Origin of the sequence: Micromonospora sp. WMMD1219 (assembly GCF_049315215.1) — a bacterium.
GTDB lineage: Bacteria > Actinomycetota > Actinomycetes > Mycobacteriales > Micromonosporaceae > Micromonospora > Micromonospora tulbaghiae.
Window position 1 is genome coordinate 5,470,764 of sequence record NZ_CP186057.1, and the last position, 14,813, is coordinate 5,485,576.

The following is a 14,813-nucleotide window of genomic DNA, read 5'->3' on the forward strand; positions in this document are numbered from 1 at the left end:
TGCCCGGTCTCCTCATACTGGCCGGGTACTCGACTCCGGCCCCACCACTCCCCACTGACAGGCGTCGTTCCCGGCTGCCCGGGGAACGCGTGCGGCCGCCGTTCAGGAGGCCCCTCATGACACTGCGACAGTTCCCGGACGCGACCCCCGACGCCGGGATCTCCCCATACCGCCCCCGGCACCGGCTCCGACTCGCCCTGGTCAGCGCGGCAGCCGGCGTGCTGCTGGCCGTCCTGTGGTCGTTCGAGCTGGTCGACAAGGTCATCGGCGACAACGTCGCGAACACCGTGCTGGGCCACGACGCCAAGGAGACCGCCATCACCGGCACCGCCGCCGGGCTGCTCTTCGCGTTCGTCTCCGGCTTCGCCGGCACCTTCACCGCCTGCAACATCGCCGTCGCGGCCTCGGTCGGGCCGATGAGCCAGGTCTCCGGCGCCGACCCCGCCGGCGGCACCTGGCCGGCGCTGCGTGCCCTGCTGCGCCCGGTCGGCTGGCTGGCCCTCGGCATGGTCGCCGTCTCGGCCGGCTACGGCATCATCGGCGTGCTGGCCGGCGACCGGCTGCCCCAGCTGTCCACCGACGTGGTCGGTGGCGTCCCGGTACGCCTCATCCAGTCGTCGGTCGTCTTCGGCGTCATCGGGCTCGCCCTGATCTACCTCGGGCTCGCCGCGCTCAAGCTGGTGCCGGACGTCTTCGCGAACCGGCCCGTCGCCCGGGTGGTGACGATCGGCGCGCTCGTCGGCGGGTTCCTCGTCGGCCGGCCCTACCCGATGTTCAACAAGCTGTTCCACTGGGCCGTCGACACCGGCAACCCGCTCTACGGAGCGCTGGCGTTCACGCTCCAGTCGCTGGGCAACATCGTGCTCGTCACAGTCGTCTTCGCCGTCGCGGTGGCGATCAGCCGGGGACGCTTCCTCGCGTGGATGGCCGACCCCCGCCGCGCCGCCGTGGTCACCGGAGCGCTGCTCGTCGCGCTCGGCGTCTTCACGGTCGTCTATTGGGACGTGCGGGTGCCGGCGCTGTTCGGCTTCGGCTGGTTCCCCCGGATGCCGTACAACTGACGCACCCGGAACTCAGCCGAGGAACAGGATCAACGCCAGCCAGGCGCCCACGATCAGCACCAGCGCCGCGGCCAGCACCCAGGTCGGCACCGTGTAGTCGCCGCGCCTGTTGCGTTCGATCTCGGCGCGGATCTTCTCCCGCCGGCGGTCGATCCAGTTGAGCTTCTCGGTGCCGTCACGACCCGAGGACGTCTCGCGGCCGGACCCACCGGCGGATTCGGAAGTGTTCATCGCGACGCCAGCGTACCCGTGGACGGGCGGCCGGTGCCGGGCACCGGCCGCCCGCACGATCACATGCTGGCGATCAGCCGTTCCACCCGCTCGTCGTAGGCCCGGAACGGGTCCTTGCACAGCACCGTGCGCTGCGCCTGGTCGTTCAGCTTCAGGTGCACCCAGTCCACGGTGAAGTCACGCCGCTTCTCCTGGGCGTGCCGGATGAACTCGCCGCGCAGCCGCGCCCGCGTCGTCTGCGGCGGCGTCTCCTTCGCCTCGAAGATCTCCGGGTCGGTGGCCACCCGGTCCACCTCGCGGCGGCGCTCCAGCAGCCCGTACAGGCCGCGCCCGCGCCGCAGGTCGTGGTAGGCCAGGTCCATCTGCGCCACCCGCGGGTGCGACAGCGGCAGGTCGTGCTTGCGCTGGTAACGCTCGATCAGCTTCAGCTTCGTGACCCAGTCGATCTCGCGGGCCACCGGGTCCAGGTCGCCGGTCTCGACCGCGCGCAACACCCGGCCCCACAGGTCGACCACCCGCTTCGCGGTCTGGTCGCCGCCCCGGCGCTCCACGAACTCCGTCGCCTTGGCCAGGTATTCCTGCTGGATCTCCAGCGCCGAGACCTCCTTGCCGGAGGCCAGCCGCACCTTGCGCCGGCCGGTGATGTCGTGCGACACCTCGCGGATGGCCCGGATCGGGTTCTCCAGCGTCAGGTCGCGCATCACCACACCGGCCTCGATCATCCGCAGCACGATGTCGGCGGTGCCGACCTTCAGCAGCGTGGTGACCTCGTTCATGTTCGAGTCGCCGACGATCACGTGCAGCCGGCGGTAGCGCTCGGCGTCCGCGTGCGGCTCGTCCCGGGTGTTGATGATCGGCCGGCTGCGGGTGGTCGCCGATGAGACGCCCTCCCAGATGTGCTCGGCCCGCTGGGACAGGCAGTAGACCGCGCCGCGCGGCGTCTGCAGCACCTTGCCCGCGCCGCAGATCAACTGCCGGGTGACCAGGAACGGGATGAGCACGTCGGCGAGCCGGCCGAACTCGCCGTGCCGGGACACCAGGTAGTTCTCGTGGCAGCCGTACGAGTTGCCGGCCGAGTCGGTGTTGTTCTTGAACAGGTAGATCTCGCCCGCGATGCCCTCGTCGTGCAGCCGCTTCTCGGCGTCGACGAGCAGCCCCTCCAGGATCCGCTCACCGGCCCGGTCGTGTGCCACCAGGTCGGTCACCGAGTCGCACTCCGGAGTCGCGTACTCCGGGTGCGATCCCACGTCCAGATAGAGGCGGGCGCCGTTGCGCAGGAACACGTTGCTCGACCGGCCCCACGACACCACCCGCCGGAACAGGTACCGCGCGACCTCGTCGGGGGACAGTCGGCGTTGCCCGCGATAGGTGCAGGTGACGCCGTACTCGGTTTCGAGGCCGAAGATTCGCCGCTCCATGATGAGACACTAGCCGCCCGGAGCCTCCGATGGGCAGCGCCGACGCTCGTCGCTTGCGATCTCCCCCGCGCACATCGGCGAGGTGGCGGCATCCGTACGCGAAAGACCCCGCCACCTCGGCGAGGCGGCGGGGTCCGTGAACGCGCGTCACTCGGCGGGCTTGTCCTCCGCGTTGCCCTCCAGATCGGCCGAACCCGCCGACGTGGTCGGCTTCTTCGCCTCCTCCGTCGGCACGGCCGGCGTCTTCGCCCGGCCCGGCGCGGGCGCGGTGTCGGCCTCGGCGTCGCCCTCCAGCAGCGCGGTCAGCGCCGCACCGGTCACCCGCCGGAACGTACGCCCCACCCGGCGCCGGTCCAGGACCGCCACCTCCAGCTGGTTCGCGGCGATGGTGCGCGCCGCCCCGCCCTCGCCGCCGACGCTGCTCAGCGCCTTCATGGCGGCGCGGACCGCCTCCGACAGCGACATCTCCGGCCGGTGCTCGTTCTTCAGCACCCCGCTGATCGCCTCGGCCTGGCCGCCCATCGCCATCCGGCCCGGCTCGTCGTTCACCGAGCCGTCGTAGGTCACCCGGTAGAGGGAGTCGTCCTCGGGCGCGGCACCCACCTCGGCCACGCAGATCTCCACCTCGAACGGCTTCGACTGCTCCGTGAAGATCGCGCCGAGCGTCTGCGCGTACGCGTTGGCCAGCGCCAGGCCGTTCACGTCCCGCCGGTCGTAGCTGAGGCCGTTGAGGTCGGCCATCCGCACGCCCGCGCGGCGCAGGTTCTCGAACTCGTTGTACCGGCCGACAGCGGCGAAGCCGATCCGGTCGTAGATCTCGCTGACCTTGTGCAGCGTGCTGGACAGGTTCTCGGCGACGAAGAGCACCCCGCCCGCGTAGCTCAGGACCACCGCGCTGCGGCCCCGGGCGATGCCCTTGCGGGCCAGCTCGGAGCGGTCGCGCATGATCTGCTCGGGCGAGGCGTAGAACTGCATGGCCACGGCGGCGGTTCTCCTTCTGCGGGACTGCTGACTCGGTGGACGGTGGGAGCGGCCTCAGCCGCCGGGGTTCTCCATCCGGCCGGACACCACGCTCTCCGCGATCGCCGCCGTCTCGGCGTCGGTGAGCCGGTGGGTGCCCTCGGCGGTGGCGGTCATCACGACCGGGTAGATCCGCCGGGTCAGGTCGGGGCCGCCGGTGGCGGTGTCGTCGTCCGCCGCGTCGTAGAGCGCCTCGACCGCGAGCCGCGTCGCGTCCTCGACCGACAGGCCGGTCCGGAACCGCTTCTTCAGCGCGGACTTGGCGAACAGCGAACCGGAACCGATGGCGTCGTAGCCGGTCTCCTCGTACGGGCCGCCGGTCACGTCGAAGCTGAAGATCCGCCCGGCCCGCGCCGGGTCGCTCGCGGCCAGGTCGAAGCCGGCGAACAGCGGGATCACGGCGAGGCCCTGCATGGCCGCGCCCAGGTTGCCGCGGATCATCGAGGCCAGCCGGTTGGCCTTGCCGTCGAGCGAGAGCATCGCGCCCTCGATCTTCTCGTAGTGCTCCAGCTCCACCTGGAACAGTCGCATCAGCTCGATGCCGATGCCGGCGGTGCCCGCGATGCCGACGAGCGAGTACGCGTCGGCCGGGTGCACCTTCTCGATGTCGCGCTGGGCGATCAGGTTGCCCATCGTGGCGCGCCGGTCGCCGGCCATGACCACGCCACCGGCGGCCGAGATGGCCACGATCGTGGTCGCGTGCGGCGCCATGTCGGCGGCCATGCCGGGCGGCAGCGGCCGCCGGCCGGGCAGCATCTCGGGGGCCACCTTGCTCAGGAACGCTGTGAAGGAGGACGTCCCCGCGTTGGTGAACACATCTGGAAGACGCCCGGATGGATCAAAACCCGCTGCCACGTGGTTCCTCTCAGGTACGTGATCGCCCCGGCCGGCCCCACGGGAGTGTCCCGGGACCGGCCAAGACCACCGTTGCAGTTGAAGCAGATTATCCCGCGCACCCGTCCGGTGCGATCATCGTGGTGCCGGCGGTTGACGGCCTGCCCTTCGCCCTGATGGGCGAAACGGACATATGCCTTACTGGCCGCCCTTTTGTACATACCCCCGGACGAACTCCTCGGCGTTCTCCTCCAGGACGGAGTCGATCTCGTCGAGCAGGTCGTCCACGTCCTCGGTGATCTCGGCGTGCCGCTCAGCCACCTCGGGGTTGGCCTCCGCGGTGACCTCCTCGACCTCCTCGCGGGACTTGCCGGACTGGGTCTGCCCACCCTCTTGCGTCGCCATGGTGGTGCCTCCTCCACGATCGCCTGCGATCAACTTACCTCGCGGGAGCGACGAAAGGCCCGTCGCGTGCCCGTTTCCGGCACCCGGCGGGCCTTCCGGCATCGGGGTCACCCGGCGGTGAGCGTCTCCAGCAGATCCTTGGCGCTCTCGCAGCGGTCGAACAGCTCGCCGACGTGCGCGCGGGTGCCCCGCTCGGGCTCCATCATCGGCACCCGGACCAGCGACTCCCGGCCCACGTCGAAGATGACCGAGTCCCAGCTCGCGGCGACAACCTCGGAGGCGTACCGGTCCAGGCAACGGCCCCGGAAGTACGCGCGGGTGTCCTCCGGCGGCTCGGTCATCGCGGTGCGGGTCTGCTCGTCGGTGAGCAGCGTCTTCATCGAGCCGCGCTGCACCAGGCGGTGGTAGAGGCCCTTCTCCGGCCGCACGTCGGAGTACTGGAGGTCGACCAGTTGCAGCTTGTGCGAGCCCCAGGCCAGCTTCTCCCGCTCCCGGTAGCCCTCCAGCAGCCGCAGCTTGGCCACCCAGTCCAGCTCGTCGGCGCACTCGAACGCGTCCCGGCCGAGCCGGTCCAGCACGCTCTCCCAGCGGCGCAGCACGTCGGCGGTCTGCGCGTCCACGTCCTTGCCGTAGCGGTCGTCCACGAAGGAGCCGACCCGCTCCAGGTACGCCCACTGCACGTCCAGCGCGGTCAGCTTGCGGCCGTCGCGCATCCGCATCAGGTGCTTGAGCGACGGGTCGTGGCTGACCGCGCGCAGCTCGGCCACCGGGTCGGCGATGCCCAGGTCCGCGCCGAGCGCCTTCTCCTCGATCATGGCGAGGATCAGCGAGGTGGTGCCGACCTTGAGGAACGTGGAGATCTCGGAGAGGTTGGCGTCTCCGATGATGACGTGCAGCCGGCGGTACTTGTCGGCGTCGGCGTGCGGCTCGTCGCGGGTGTTGATGATGGGCCGCTTGAGCGTCGTCTCCAGTCCCACCTCGACCTCGAAGAAGTCGGCCCGCTGGGAGATCTGGAAACCGCTCTGGCCGCCGTCCTGGCCGATGCCGACCCGCCCGGCGCCGCAGACGATCTGCCGGGTGACGAAGAACGGCGTCAGGTACGCCACGATGTCGGCGAACGGCGTCTGCCGGCGCATCAGGTAGTTCTCGTGCGCGCCGTAGCTTGCGCCCTTGTTGTCGGTGTTGTTCTTGTACAGGTGGATCGGGTGGGTGCCCGGGATGGTCGCGGCCCGCCGGGCCGCCTCGGCCATCACCCGCTCCCCCGCCTTGTCCCACCGCACCACGTCCAGCGGGTTCGTCACCTCGGGCGTCGAGTACTCCGGGTGGGCGTGGTCGACGTAGAGGCGGGCGCCGTTGGTGAGTATGACGTTGGCGAGCCCGAGGTCCTCGTCGGCGAGCGCCTCGGCCGGGTCGTACGCGGCGCCGGAGTAGGTGAACCCGCGGGCGTCGCGCAGTGGCGACTCCTCCTCGTAGTCCCAGCGGGCCCGGCCGCCCCGGTTGAGTTCCGGCCGTGCCCCGTAGGCGTTGACCACCTGGGAGGAGGTGACCATCGGGTTGGCTCCGGCCTGACCGGGCACGGAGATGCCGTACTCGACCTCGGTGCCCATGATCCGTCTAACGCTCATCGACCTGCCCGCTCCGCTCGCCGTCCCGGTCCCCGTCACGTCGAGCGTAGTCGGCGTGACGCGCCGAGGGGGCGTGGCGGCAGCGCCGGTCCGGTGTGGCGGCCCTCCCGGATACGCGCGAAGGCCCGTGGCGCGTACGCCACGGGCCTTCGTCGAGGGACCGGACTACAGGTACTGGCCGGTGTTGCTGGCGGTCTCGATGGACCGTCCGGCCTCGGCGCCCTTGCCGCCGGAGACGAGCGTGCGGATGTAGACGATCCGCTCGCCCTTCTTGCCGGAGATGCGGGCCCAGTCGTCGGGGTTGGTGGTGTTGGGCAGGTCCTCGTTCTCGCGGAACTCGTCGACGCAGGCGTCGAGCAGGTGCTGGAGCCGCAGCCCCTTGCGCCCGGAGGTGAGGAACTCCTTGATGGCCATCTTCTTGCCCCGGTCCACGATGTTCTGGATCATCGCGCCGGAGTTGAAGTCCTTGAAGTAGAGGACTTCCTTGTCGCCGTTGGCGTAGGTGACCTCGAGGAAGCGGTTCTCCTCGGTCTCGGAGTACATCCGCAGGACCACCGCGTCGATCATCGCCGCGACGGTGGCCTGGGCGTCGCCGCCGTGTTCGGCCAGGTCGTCGGCGTGCAGCGGCAGGCCGGCGAGGATGTACTTGGAGAAGATGTCCTTCGCCGCCTCGGCGTCCGGCCGCTCGATCTTGATCTTCACGTCGAGCCGGCCGGGGCGCAGGATCGCCGGGTCGATCATGTCTTCCCGGTTGGAGGCGCCGATGACGATGACGTTCTCCAGGCCCTCGACGCCGTCGATCTCGCTGAGCAGCTGCGGGACGATGGTGTTCTCCACGTCGGAGGAGACGCCGGAACCGCGGGTGCGGAACACCGAGTCCATCTCGTCGAAGAACACGATCACCGGGGTGCCCTCGCCGGCCTTCTCCCGCGCCCGCTGGAAGATCAGCCGGATGTGCCGCTCGGTCTCGCCGACGTACTTGTTGAGCAGCTCGGGGCCCTTGATGTTGAGGAAGAAGCTGGTGTGGCGATCCTTCCCCTCCCGCTCGGCGATCTTCTTGGCCAGCGAGTTCGCCACCGCCTTGGCGATCAGCGTCTTGCCGCAGCCGGGCGGGCCGTAGAGCAGGATGCCCTTCGGCGGCCGGAGCTGGTGCTCGCGGAACAGGTCGGAGTGCAGGAACGGCAGCTCCACCGCGTCGCGGATCTGCTCGATCTGTGCCTGGAGGCCACCGATGTCCTCGTAGTTGACGTCGGGCACCTCCTCCAGGACCAGCTCCTCGACCTCGCTCTTCGGGATCCGCTCGTACGCGTACGCCGAGCGGGGCTCGATCATGAGCGAGTCGCCGGCCCGGATCGCGCTGCCGATCAGGGTCTCGGCGAGGTGCACGATGCGCTCCTCGTCGGAGTGCGAGACCACGAGCGCCCGGTCACCCGGAGCGCCCTCCGGGCCCGCCAGGATCTCCTTGAGCATCACCACCTCGCCGACCCGCTCGTAGCCGAACGCGTCGACGATGTTGAGCGCGTCGTTGAGCAGGACCTCCTGGCCACGGCGCAGCTCGTCGACCTCCAGCGAGGGCGAGACGGCCACCCGGAGCTTGCGCCCGCCGGTGAACACGTCCACCGTGCCGTCGTCGTGCTTGGCCAGGAAGACGCCGTAGCCACTCGGCGGCTGGGCGAGACGGTCGATCTCCTCCTTGAGCGTCACGATCTGCGCGCGAGCCTCCTTGAGGGTGCTCACGAGCCGTTCGTTGTTCTCGGTCAGCCGCGCCAACTGTGCCTGGGTGGCCGCCAGCCGCTCTTCGAGCTGCCGGACGTGTCGGGGGCTTTCGGTCAACTTGCGCCGCACCAGAGCGAGTTCCTCTTGCAGGAACGCGACCTGCGTGGAGAGATCGTGGGCTTCCTTTTCCCACCGTGCGGCGCGCGAGTCCGCGTCGTCGCTGCGTGCCACGTCCCACCTCCCCGGGGGGCTTGAACGTTCTGACCTAACACTAGCCGCTATGAGCCCGATTCGGTCCACAGCAACGCGCTCGTCACCGAAGCTTGATCGCGAAGGGCTGGTCGCGGGGCGGGTACGGGCGTTCGGGTACCGTCGGAGTGTGGGACGGGAGAACATGGGGGGTGCTTCGTGACCGACGTCGCGACCGACCAGTTGCAGGTCTGGGTGGATCAGGACCTCTGCACCGGTGACGGGCTCTGCGTGCAGTACGCGCCGGAGGTCTTCGAGTTCGACGTCGACGGCCTGGCGTACGTCAAGGGCCCGGACGGCGAGCTGCGGCAGGCCCCCGGCGCCCGGGTGGACGTGCCGGAGCACCTGCGCCTCGAGGTGATCGACTCGGCGAAGGAGTGCCCGGGCGAGTGCATCCACGTCGTGCGCGGCAGCGACGGCGTCGAGGTGGCCGGCCCGGAGGCCGAGGACTGAGCGGAGACGGACACGACGGGCCGGGGACAGGTCCCCGGCCCGTCGTGCGTCCGCCTCAGAGCAGGGGCCGGCCGACCACCGAGGCGACCAGCCGGGCGAACTCCTCCAGCCGGGCGATCTGCCCCGCCCCGCCGTCGTCGAGGGTCTTGCCGAAGCGCAGCGCGTCGTGCCGGGGCGCGCCGACCGCCTCGTCGCTGGGCGGCGCCTCGTCGAGTGAGCTGAGCAGCAGGTACACGTCGATGCTGTCGACCCGTACGGTGCCGTTGTCGGCGCGCATGAGCCGCCGCCGGCAGCCGACCTCGGTGACGGTGGACAGCGGCACCACCCGCAGCGACGAGGTCATCGCGCCGGGCGGCCCCTCCCCCGGCGGCACGTCCTCGCCGTGCCAGAGCACCAGCCGGCTGCCGTCGCAGACGACGACCTCCTGCCACACCCCGTTCACCTCGTTGACGAAGCGCTCCAGCGTGAAGCCGAGCACGGACGCGCCGCGCAGCACGCCGTCGAGCGCCTCCAGCGCGATGTCCGGGTCGCGCAGGTACGCCCGGGCGGCCGACTCCAGGTCGGTGTAGGGCGACCAGTCCGGGAAGACGGCGGGCAGGTCGCCGTTGCCGTAGCCGGGGTTGCTCACGCCGCCTCCCGCCGACCCGCGCCGCGGCGCCACCATCGGTTTCGGTCACCGGCACGGGCGCGCCGCCCGACGCGCGCCCCGATCCGCTCGCTCATGCCACCGTCTCCACCCGCTCAGGTGTCGTCCCCACCGGCACACATGATCCGCCCGTGCGCGCGCGTCCGCGCGGCGGGGGTCAGGACTGCTCCGGCTCCTCCGCCGCGCGGGCGGCCGCGGCGGCGCGCAGGGCGTCGCGGCGCTGCGCGTACGCCTCGGCGCCCTTGCTGGGCTTGCGCCGGCGCGGCGGCGCGGTGACCCCGGGGGCGAGCTTGCGGGCGGAGACCAGGAACGCGGTGTGGGCGATCATCCGGTGGTCCGGGCGCACCGCGAGCCCTTCGGCGTGCCAGTCGCGCACCAGCGACTCCCAGGCGCGCGGCTCGGTCCAGCCGCCGCGCTCGCGCAGCGCCTCGACCAGCTCGGACAGCTGCGGGGTGGTGGCCACGTAGCCGATCAGCACGCCGCCGGGCACGAGCGCCCGCTCGACCATGTCGAGCATCTCCCAAGGGGTGAGCATGTCGAGGATGATCCGGTCGAAACCGGTCTCGGTGCAGTCGGCGACGTCGCCGACGTGCAGCCGCCAGGCCGGGTGCGGGCCGTTGAAGAACGCCTCGACGTTGCGGCGGGCGATCTGGGCGAAGTCGTCGCGCAGCTCGAACGAGTGCAGCTCGCCCTCGGTGCCGACGGCCCGCAGCAGCGAGCAGGACAACGCGCCGGACCCGGCGCCGGCCTCCAGCACCTTGGCGCCGGGGAAGACGTCGCCCATTGCGACGATCTGCGCCGAGTCCTTCGGGTAGATCACCTGGGCGCCGCGCGGCATGGACAGCACGTAGTCCGACAGCAGCGGCCGCAGCGCCAGGAACGCGGTGCCGCCGCCGGCGGTGGTGACCACGCTGCCGTCGGGCAGGCCGATCAGGGTGTCGTGCTTGAGGATCCCGCGGTGGGTGTGGAACTCCTTGCCCGGCTCCAGCGTCACGGTGTGCATCCGGCCCTTCGGGTCGGTCAGCTGGACCCGGTCGCCCGGCCGGAACGGCCCGCGATGGACCGGGGGCAACGCCGGGACGGTGGAGATCTCTGCGGTCACGTGTTCGTCTTCCGTTCGGGTTCCAGGAGCTGGGCGAGATCCGCGATGTGCAGCACGCCGACCACATCTTCGCCTGCCGTCACGACGTACTGCGCGCCCGGGTGGGTGCGCACGGTCTCCAGCACGCGCTCGCCGTCCGCGCCGAGCGGCAGGGCCGGCACGGCGGACAGGTCGCGGGCCACCTCGTCCACCGCGACCCACGGCCTCCGTTCCGGGGGTACGGCGGCGACGCGGGCCGGGTCGACCAGGGCGACGGTACGGCCGGCCGAGTCGACCACGCCGAGTGCCGCCTCGGGGGTGCCCGCCTCGTCGCGGCGGCGCTGGGCCTCGGCCAGCGGCGTGCCGGTGGGCACCGGCAGCACCGTACGGGCCAGCCTGGCCAGGTCGACCAGGTGCAGCCGGCGGCCGATGCGCGCCAGCCGGATCGACTGGCCGGCGCCGCGCCACAGCGTCAGCGCGACGAGCAGCAGCAGTGGCAGGGCCAGGGGTGCCAGCGCCCGGCGCATGGTGAGCACCACGACCAGCACCAGCGTGCCCAGCGCGACGGCCCGGCCCACCCAGCCGGCCACCTCGGTGCCGCGGTGCCGGTCGCGGGTGAGCGCCCACACAGCGGCGCGCAGCGCCCGTCCGCCGTCCAGCGGCAGGCCGGGCAGGCTGTTGAAGATCGCCACCACCACGTTGCTCACCGCGAGCTGGAAGGCGAGCTGGTGGCCGAGCGTGCCGGCGGGCAGGGCGAGGGTGGCGGCGACCGCGCCGGCGCCGAGCACCGCGGAGACGGCCGGGCCGGCCAGGGAGATCAGCAGCTCGACCCGAGGGCTGGGGGCGTCGCGGTCCATCTCGGTGTAGCCGCCGAGCAGTTCCAGGGTGATCCCCCGCACACCGATGCCGTACCGGCGGGCGGTCAGCGCGTGCCCCAGCTCGTGCAGCAGCACGGAGCCGAGCAGCGAGATCACGAAGCCGAGGCCGACCAGGTAGCCGCCGAGCGGGCCGAGGTCGAGCTGGCGGCGGGCCAGTGCCGCGTACAGCACTGTGACCACGACGGTGAGCAGCAGCATCGAGGCGTCGACGCGCAGCGGCACCCCGAGGACCCGGCCGAGGCTGAGCCCCGGCCGGCGGGGTCCTCGGCTCCGCTGCTGCACCGGCCCGATGCTACGTGAGCTGAGCTTCGGCGAGCCCCGCAGCCGTGGACGACTGGGGGCGCCGCGGTTGCGGATCATGCTCCGGTGCGGCGACGCCGGTCCTGTCACACGCGTGCCCTAACCTTCCGGGCATGACGGCGGAACCGATGATCGACAGTCACGGCGGCCAGACGGCGGCACCGGCGCCGGTCACCGTGCGGGCCTCGTTGTCGCCGTCGCGGGCGGCCGACTTCAAGACCTGCCCGCTGCTCTACCGGTTCCGCAGCATCGACCGGCTGCCCGAGCGGCCGACCGTCGAGCAGGCCCGGGGCACGCTCGTGCACGCGGTGCTGGAGCGGCTGTTCGACCTGCCGGCCCCCGCGCGCACCCCGGAATCGGCCGGTGACCTGGTCGCCCCGCAGTGGGACCGGCTGGTCACCGAGGAGCCGGAGCTGGCCACGCTGTTCGCCGACGGCGACGCCGTCGGGCCGCAGGAGTTCCTCCGGTCGGCGACGGCGCTGCTGGACGGCTACTTCGCGGTGGAGGACCCGCGCCGGCTGGAGCCGGCCGAGCGCGAGGCGCTGATCTCCGCGGTGGTCGACGACGAGCTGCTCATCCGGGGCTACCTCGACCGGCTCGACGTGGCGCCGGACGGCGCGCTGCGGGTGGTCGACTACAAGACCGGCGGGGCGCCGCGGGAGGCGTTCGAGGCGCGGGCGCTGTTCCAGCTCAAGTTCTACGCCCTGGTGCTGTGGCGAACCCGGGGCGTGGTGCCGCGGGTGCTGCGGCTGCTCTACCTCAAGGACGCCGAGGTCTGCGACTACGCGCCGGACGCCGACGAACTGGTGCGCTTCGAGCGCACCGTGGTGGCGCTGTGGCGGGCGATCGAGCAGGCCACCGCCCGGCAGGACTTCCGTCCCCGGCCGAGCCGCCTGTGCGACTGGTGCAACCACCAGGCGCTGTGTCCGAGCTACGGCGGGACGCCGCCACCGTTCCCGACGCCCGCCGCCGCACCCGACCCGCTGGTGGACGCCCGCTCCCGCCCGGTAGCGCCCGGCGCCGACGAGTGACCTCCGCTCCTGCCGGCGGGTGCCCGGGCTGACGCCTGGCCGGACGGCCCCGTATCAGCGGGCGATCCCGCGCAGGGCCAGCACACAAGAGCGCCCGCGATCCCGCTGGGTAACCACCCCCACCTGACCGCCCGCTTCCCGCCCCGTGGGGCATGCGGGCCACTTCGGGGAGGTGGCGGGGTCGGGCGGTGCGTGATGCCGCAACCTTCCCGAGCAGGCGCGGATCACCATCGGTGGCGACCGGGCACCCCGGCCACTTCACCCAAGTGGCGAGTCGACGAGGGCGGGACGCGCCACCTCGGGGAGGTGGCGGGATCGGGCGGTGCGCGATGCCGCAACCTCCCCGAGCACGCGCGGCACTTCGCCGGGGTGGCTTGGATCGACGGAGATGGGATGCGGCCACCTCGGGGAGGTAGCGGAGTCGACGGGGCCGGGACACGCCACCTCCGAGAGGTATTGGGGTCGACGAGGGCGGGACACGCCACCTCCGGGAGGTAGCGGAGTCGACGGGGCCGGGACACGCCACCTCCGGGAGGTAGCGGGGTCGACGGGGCGGGACGCGCCACCTCGGGGAGGTGGCGGGGTCGACGGGGGTGGGATGCAGCCACCTCGGCGAAGTGGAGTCGATCATGGGTGCCGGCGTGCCCCACCATCGGCGACGGGCTCGCCGAGCGGAGCGCGGCGCTCCCCGAACCGGGCGAGTCCGGCACCGGGTCACCGCGGGGCGAGCCGGGCGCCGGGTCACCCCGCGGACGAATGCGATGCCGGGCCACCGTGGGGACCGGCGATCCCGCGCGAGCCCGCACAGAGACCGCCCACGATCCCGCGCGAGCCCGCACACCACCCACGATCCCGCGCGAGCCCGCACACCACCCACGATCCCGCGCGAGCCCGCACACCACCCACGAGCCCGCCCGAGCCCGGCACACAAACCGCCCACGAGCCCGCGCGGGCCCGGCACACAGACCGCCCACTATCCCGCGCGGGCCGGGCGCGCGGAGCCCGGCCAACCTGCGGGATCGGGGCGGCCTGATCGGCGACCGCGCGGGCGACGCCCTCTACGGTGGTTACCGCGGCCCGGTTCACGCCGGGTGGGCGTGGGCGTGCGCTGATGCCCGGCCGGACCGCCGCCCGGACGACGAGGGGGACGCATGACCGAGGGCGCCGTGTCCCGGCCGGTGCGGGTCCTGCTCGCCGACGACCAGCCGCTGCTGCGTACCGGATTCCGGATGGTGCTCGGCGCGGAGGACGACCTCGACGTGGTGGGTGAGGCCGGCGACGGCGCGGAGGCGGTGGAGCTGTCCCGGCGACTGCTGCCCGACGTGGTGCTGATGGACATCCGGATGCCGCGCCTGGACGGGGTGGCCGCCACCCGGGCGATCGTGTCGGCCCGGCTGCCGGTACGCGTGCTCGTGCTCACCACGTTCGCGCAGGACGAGCACGTCGTCGGGGCGCTGCGGGCCGGGGCGGGCGGCTTCCTGACCAAGGACGTGCCGGCCGAGGACCTCGTGGCCGCGATCCGCACGGTGGCCGCCGGGGGCGCGGTGATGTCCCCGCGCGTCCTGCGCCGGCTGCTGGACCGGTTCGCCCAGGTGCTGCCGGACCCGGCCGTCGCGCCGGCGCGGGCGCTGGAACCGCTGACCGACCGGGAGCGTGAGGTGCTCACCCACATGGCGCGCGGACTGTCCAACGCGGAGATCGCCCGGGTGCTGTCGGTCAGCGAGACCACCGTGAAAACCCATGTCGGGCACGTGCTCACGAAGCTACGGTTGCGCGACCGGGTGCAGGCGGTCGTGCTGGCGTACGAGACGGGCCTGGTCCGTCCCGGCGGCTGAGGTGGCGCGGGTCACCTACCGTGACCAGCG

The 14,813-nt window shown here is 72.2% G+C and carries 15 protein-coding genes; 4 read left to right on the plus strand and 11 right to left on the minus strand.

Annotated elements, in window-relative coordinates:
- Positions 1-116 precede the first annotated feature (116 nt).
- Positions 117-1,061, plus strand: coding sequence for a hypothetical protein (locus ACN27C_RS25530; protein WP_422748629.1), 945 nt, complete (start codon positions 117-119; stop codon positions 1,059-1,061).
- Positions 1,062-1,073: 12 nt separating this feature from the next.
- Here the strand turns inward: ACN27C_RS25530 and ACN27C_RS25535 are convergent, their stop codons facing one another.
- From ACN27C_RS25535 to arc, 8 genes are all read right to left on the minus strand, one after another.
- Complete coding sequence (locus tag ACN27C_RS25535) at positions 1,074-1,292, minus strand: hypothetical protein (RefSeq protein WP_121685620.1); 219 nt, start codon at positions 1,290-1,292, stop codon at positions 1,074-1,076.
- Between the two features lie 59 nt (positions 1,293-1,351).
- Entirely contained in the window at positions 1,352-2,710 is a 1,359-nt protein-coding gene (pafA, locus tag ACN27C_RS25540) for a Pup--protein ligase (protein ID WP_013286109.1), read from the minus strand.
- A 147-nt stretch (positions 2,711-2,857) separates the two neighbouring features.
- Positions 2,858-3,691 (minus strand): proteasome subunit alpha, encoded by an 834-nt coding sequence (gene prcA, locus ACN27C_RS25545; RefSeq protein WP_358194548.1) that lies wholly within the window; start codon positions 3,689-3,691, stop codon positions 2,858-2,860.
- 54 nt (positions 3,692-3,745) lie between these two features.
- Positions 3,746-4,585 (minus strand): proteasome subunit beta, encoded by an 840-nt coding sequence (gene prcB / locus ACN27C_RS25550; protein WP_199733259.1) that lies wholly within the window; start codon positions 4,583-4,585, stop codon positions 3,746-3,748.
- A complete protein-coding gene (locus tag ACN27C_RS25555; protein WP_358176021.1) occupies positions 4,504-4,785 on the minus strand; it encodes an endonuclease domain-containing protein in 282 nt (93 codons plus the stop codon). Before ACN27C_RS25555 ends, prcB begins: the two co-directional genes overlap by 82 nt.
- Positions 4,763-4,969 carry a ubiquitin-like protein Pup gene (locus ACN27C_RS25560; RefSeq protein ID WP_013286106.1) on the minus strand — a complete coding sequence of 69 codons (207 nt, stop codon included), beginning with the start codon at positions 4,967-4,969 and terminating at the stop codon, positions 4,763-4,765. Before ACN27C_RS25560 ends, ACN27C_RS25555 begins: the two co-directional genes overlap by 23 nt.
- Before the next feature lie 107 nt (positions 4,970-5,076).
- On the minus strand, positions 5,077-6,594 hold the full coding sequence (gene dop / locus ACN27C_RS25565) for a depupylase/deamidase Dop (RefSeq protein ID WP_121685617.1): 1,518 nt from the start codon (positions 6,592-6,594) through the stop codon (positions 5,077-5,079).
- Positions 6,595-6,759: 165 nt separating this feature from the next.
- On the minus strand, positions 6,760-8,541 hold the full coding sequence (gene arc / locus ACN27C_RS25570) for a proteasome ATPase (protein WP_091428079.1): 1,782 nt from the start codon (positions 8,539-8,541) through the stop codon (positions 6,760-6,762).
- Positions 8,542-8,718: 177 nt separating this feature from the next.
- Between arc and ACN27C_RS25575 the strand changes: the two genes are divergently transcribed.
- Positions 8,719-9,012 (plus strand): ferredoxin, encoded by a 294-nt coding sequence (locus tag ACN27C_RS25575; protein ID WP_013286103.1) that lies wholly within the window; start codon positions 8,719-8,721, stop codon positions 9,010-9,012.
- Positions 9,013-9,067: 55 nt separating this feature from the next.
- Here ACN27C_RS25575 and ACN27C_RS25580 read toward each other — a convergent pair whose 3' ends face one another.
- The 3 genes from ACN27C_RS25580 to ACN27C_RS25590 form a co-directional block, all read right to left on the minus strand.
- Positions 9,068-9,640, minus strand: coding sequence for a hypothetical protein (locus ACN27C_RS25580; RefSeq protein WP_120570080.1), 573 nt, complete (start codon positions 9,638-9,640; stop codon positions 9,068-9,070).
- A gap of 175 nt (positions 9,641-9,815) precedes the next feature.
- Positions 9,816-10,760 carry a tRNA (adenine-N1)-methyltransferase gene (locus ACN27C_RS25585; protein WP_120570081.1) on the minus strand — a complete coding sequence of 315 codons (945 nt, stop codon included), beginning with the start codon at positions 10,758-10,760 and terminating at the stop codon, positions 9,816-9,818.
- A complete protein-coding gene (locus tag ACN27C_RS25590; RefSeq protein ID WP_121685619.1) occupies positions 10,757-11,815 on the minus strand; it encodes a M50 family metallopeptidase in 1,059 nt (352 codons plus the stop codon). Before ACN27C_RS25590 ends, ACN27C_RS25585 begins: the two co-directional genes overlap by 4 nt.
- Before the next feature lie 215 nt (positions 11,816-12,030).
- Between ACN27C_RS25590 and ACN27C_RS25595 the strand changes: the two genes are divergently transcribed.
- Both ACN27C_RS25595 and ACN27C_RS25600 read left to right on the plus strand, forming a co-directional pair.
- On the plus strand, positions 12,031-12,948 hold the full coding sequence (locus ACN27C_RS25595) for a RecB family exonuclease (protein ID WP_422748635.1): 918 nt from the start codon (positions 12,031-12,033) through the stop codon (positions 12,946-12,948).
- A 1,151-nt stretch (positions 12,949-14,099) separates the two neighbouring features.
- Positions 14,100-14,783 carry a response regulator gene (locus tag ACN27C_RS25600; RefSeq protein ID WP_120570083.1) on the plus strand — a complete coding sequence of 228 codons (684 nt, stop codon included), beginning with the start codon at positions 14,100-14,102 and terminating at the stop codon, positions 14,781-14,783.
- Positions 14,784-14,813: the final 30 nt, after the last annotated feature.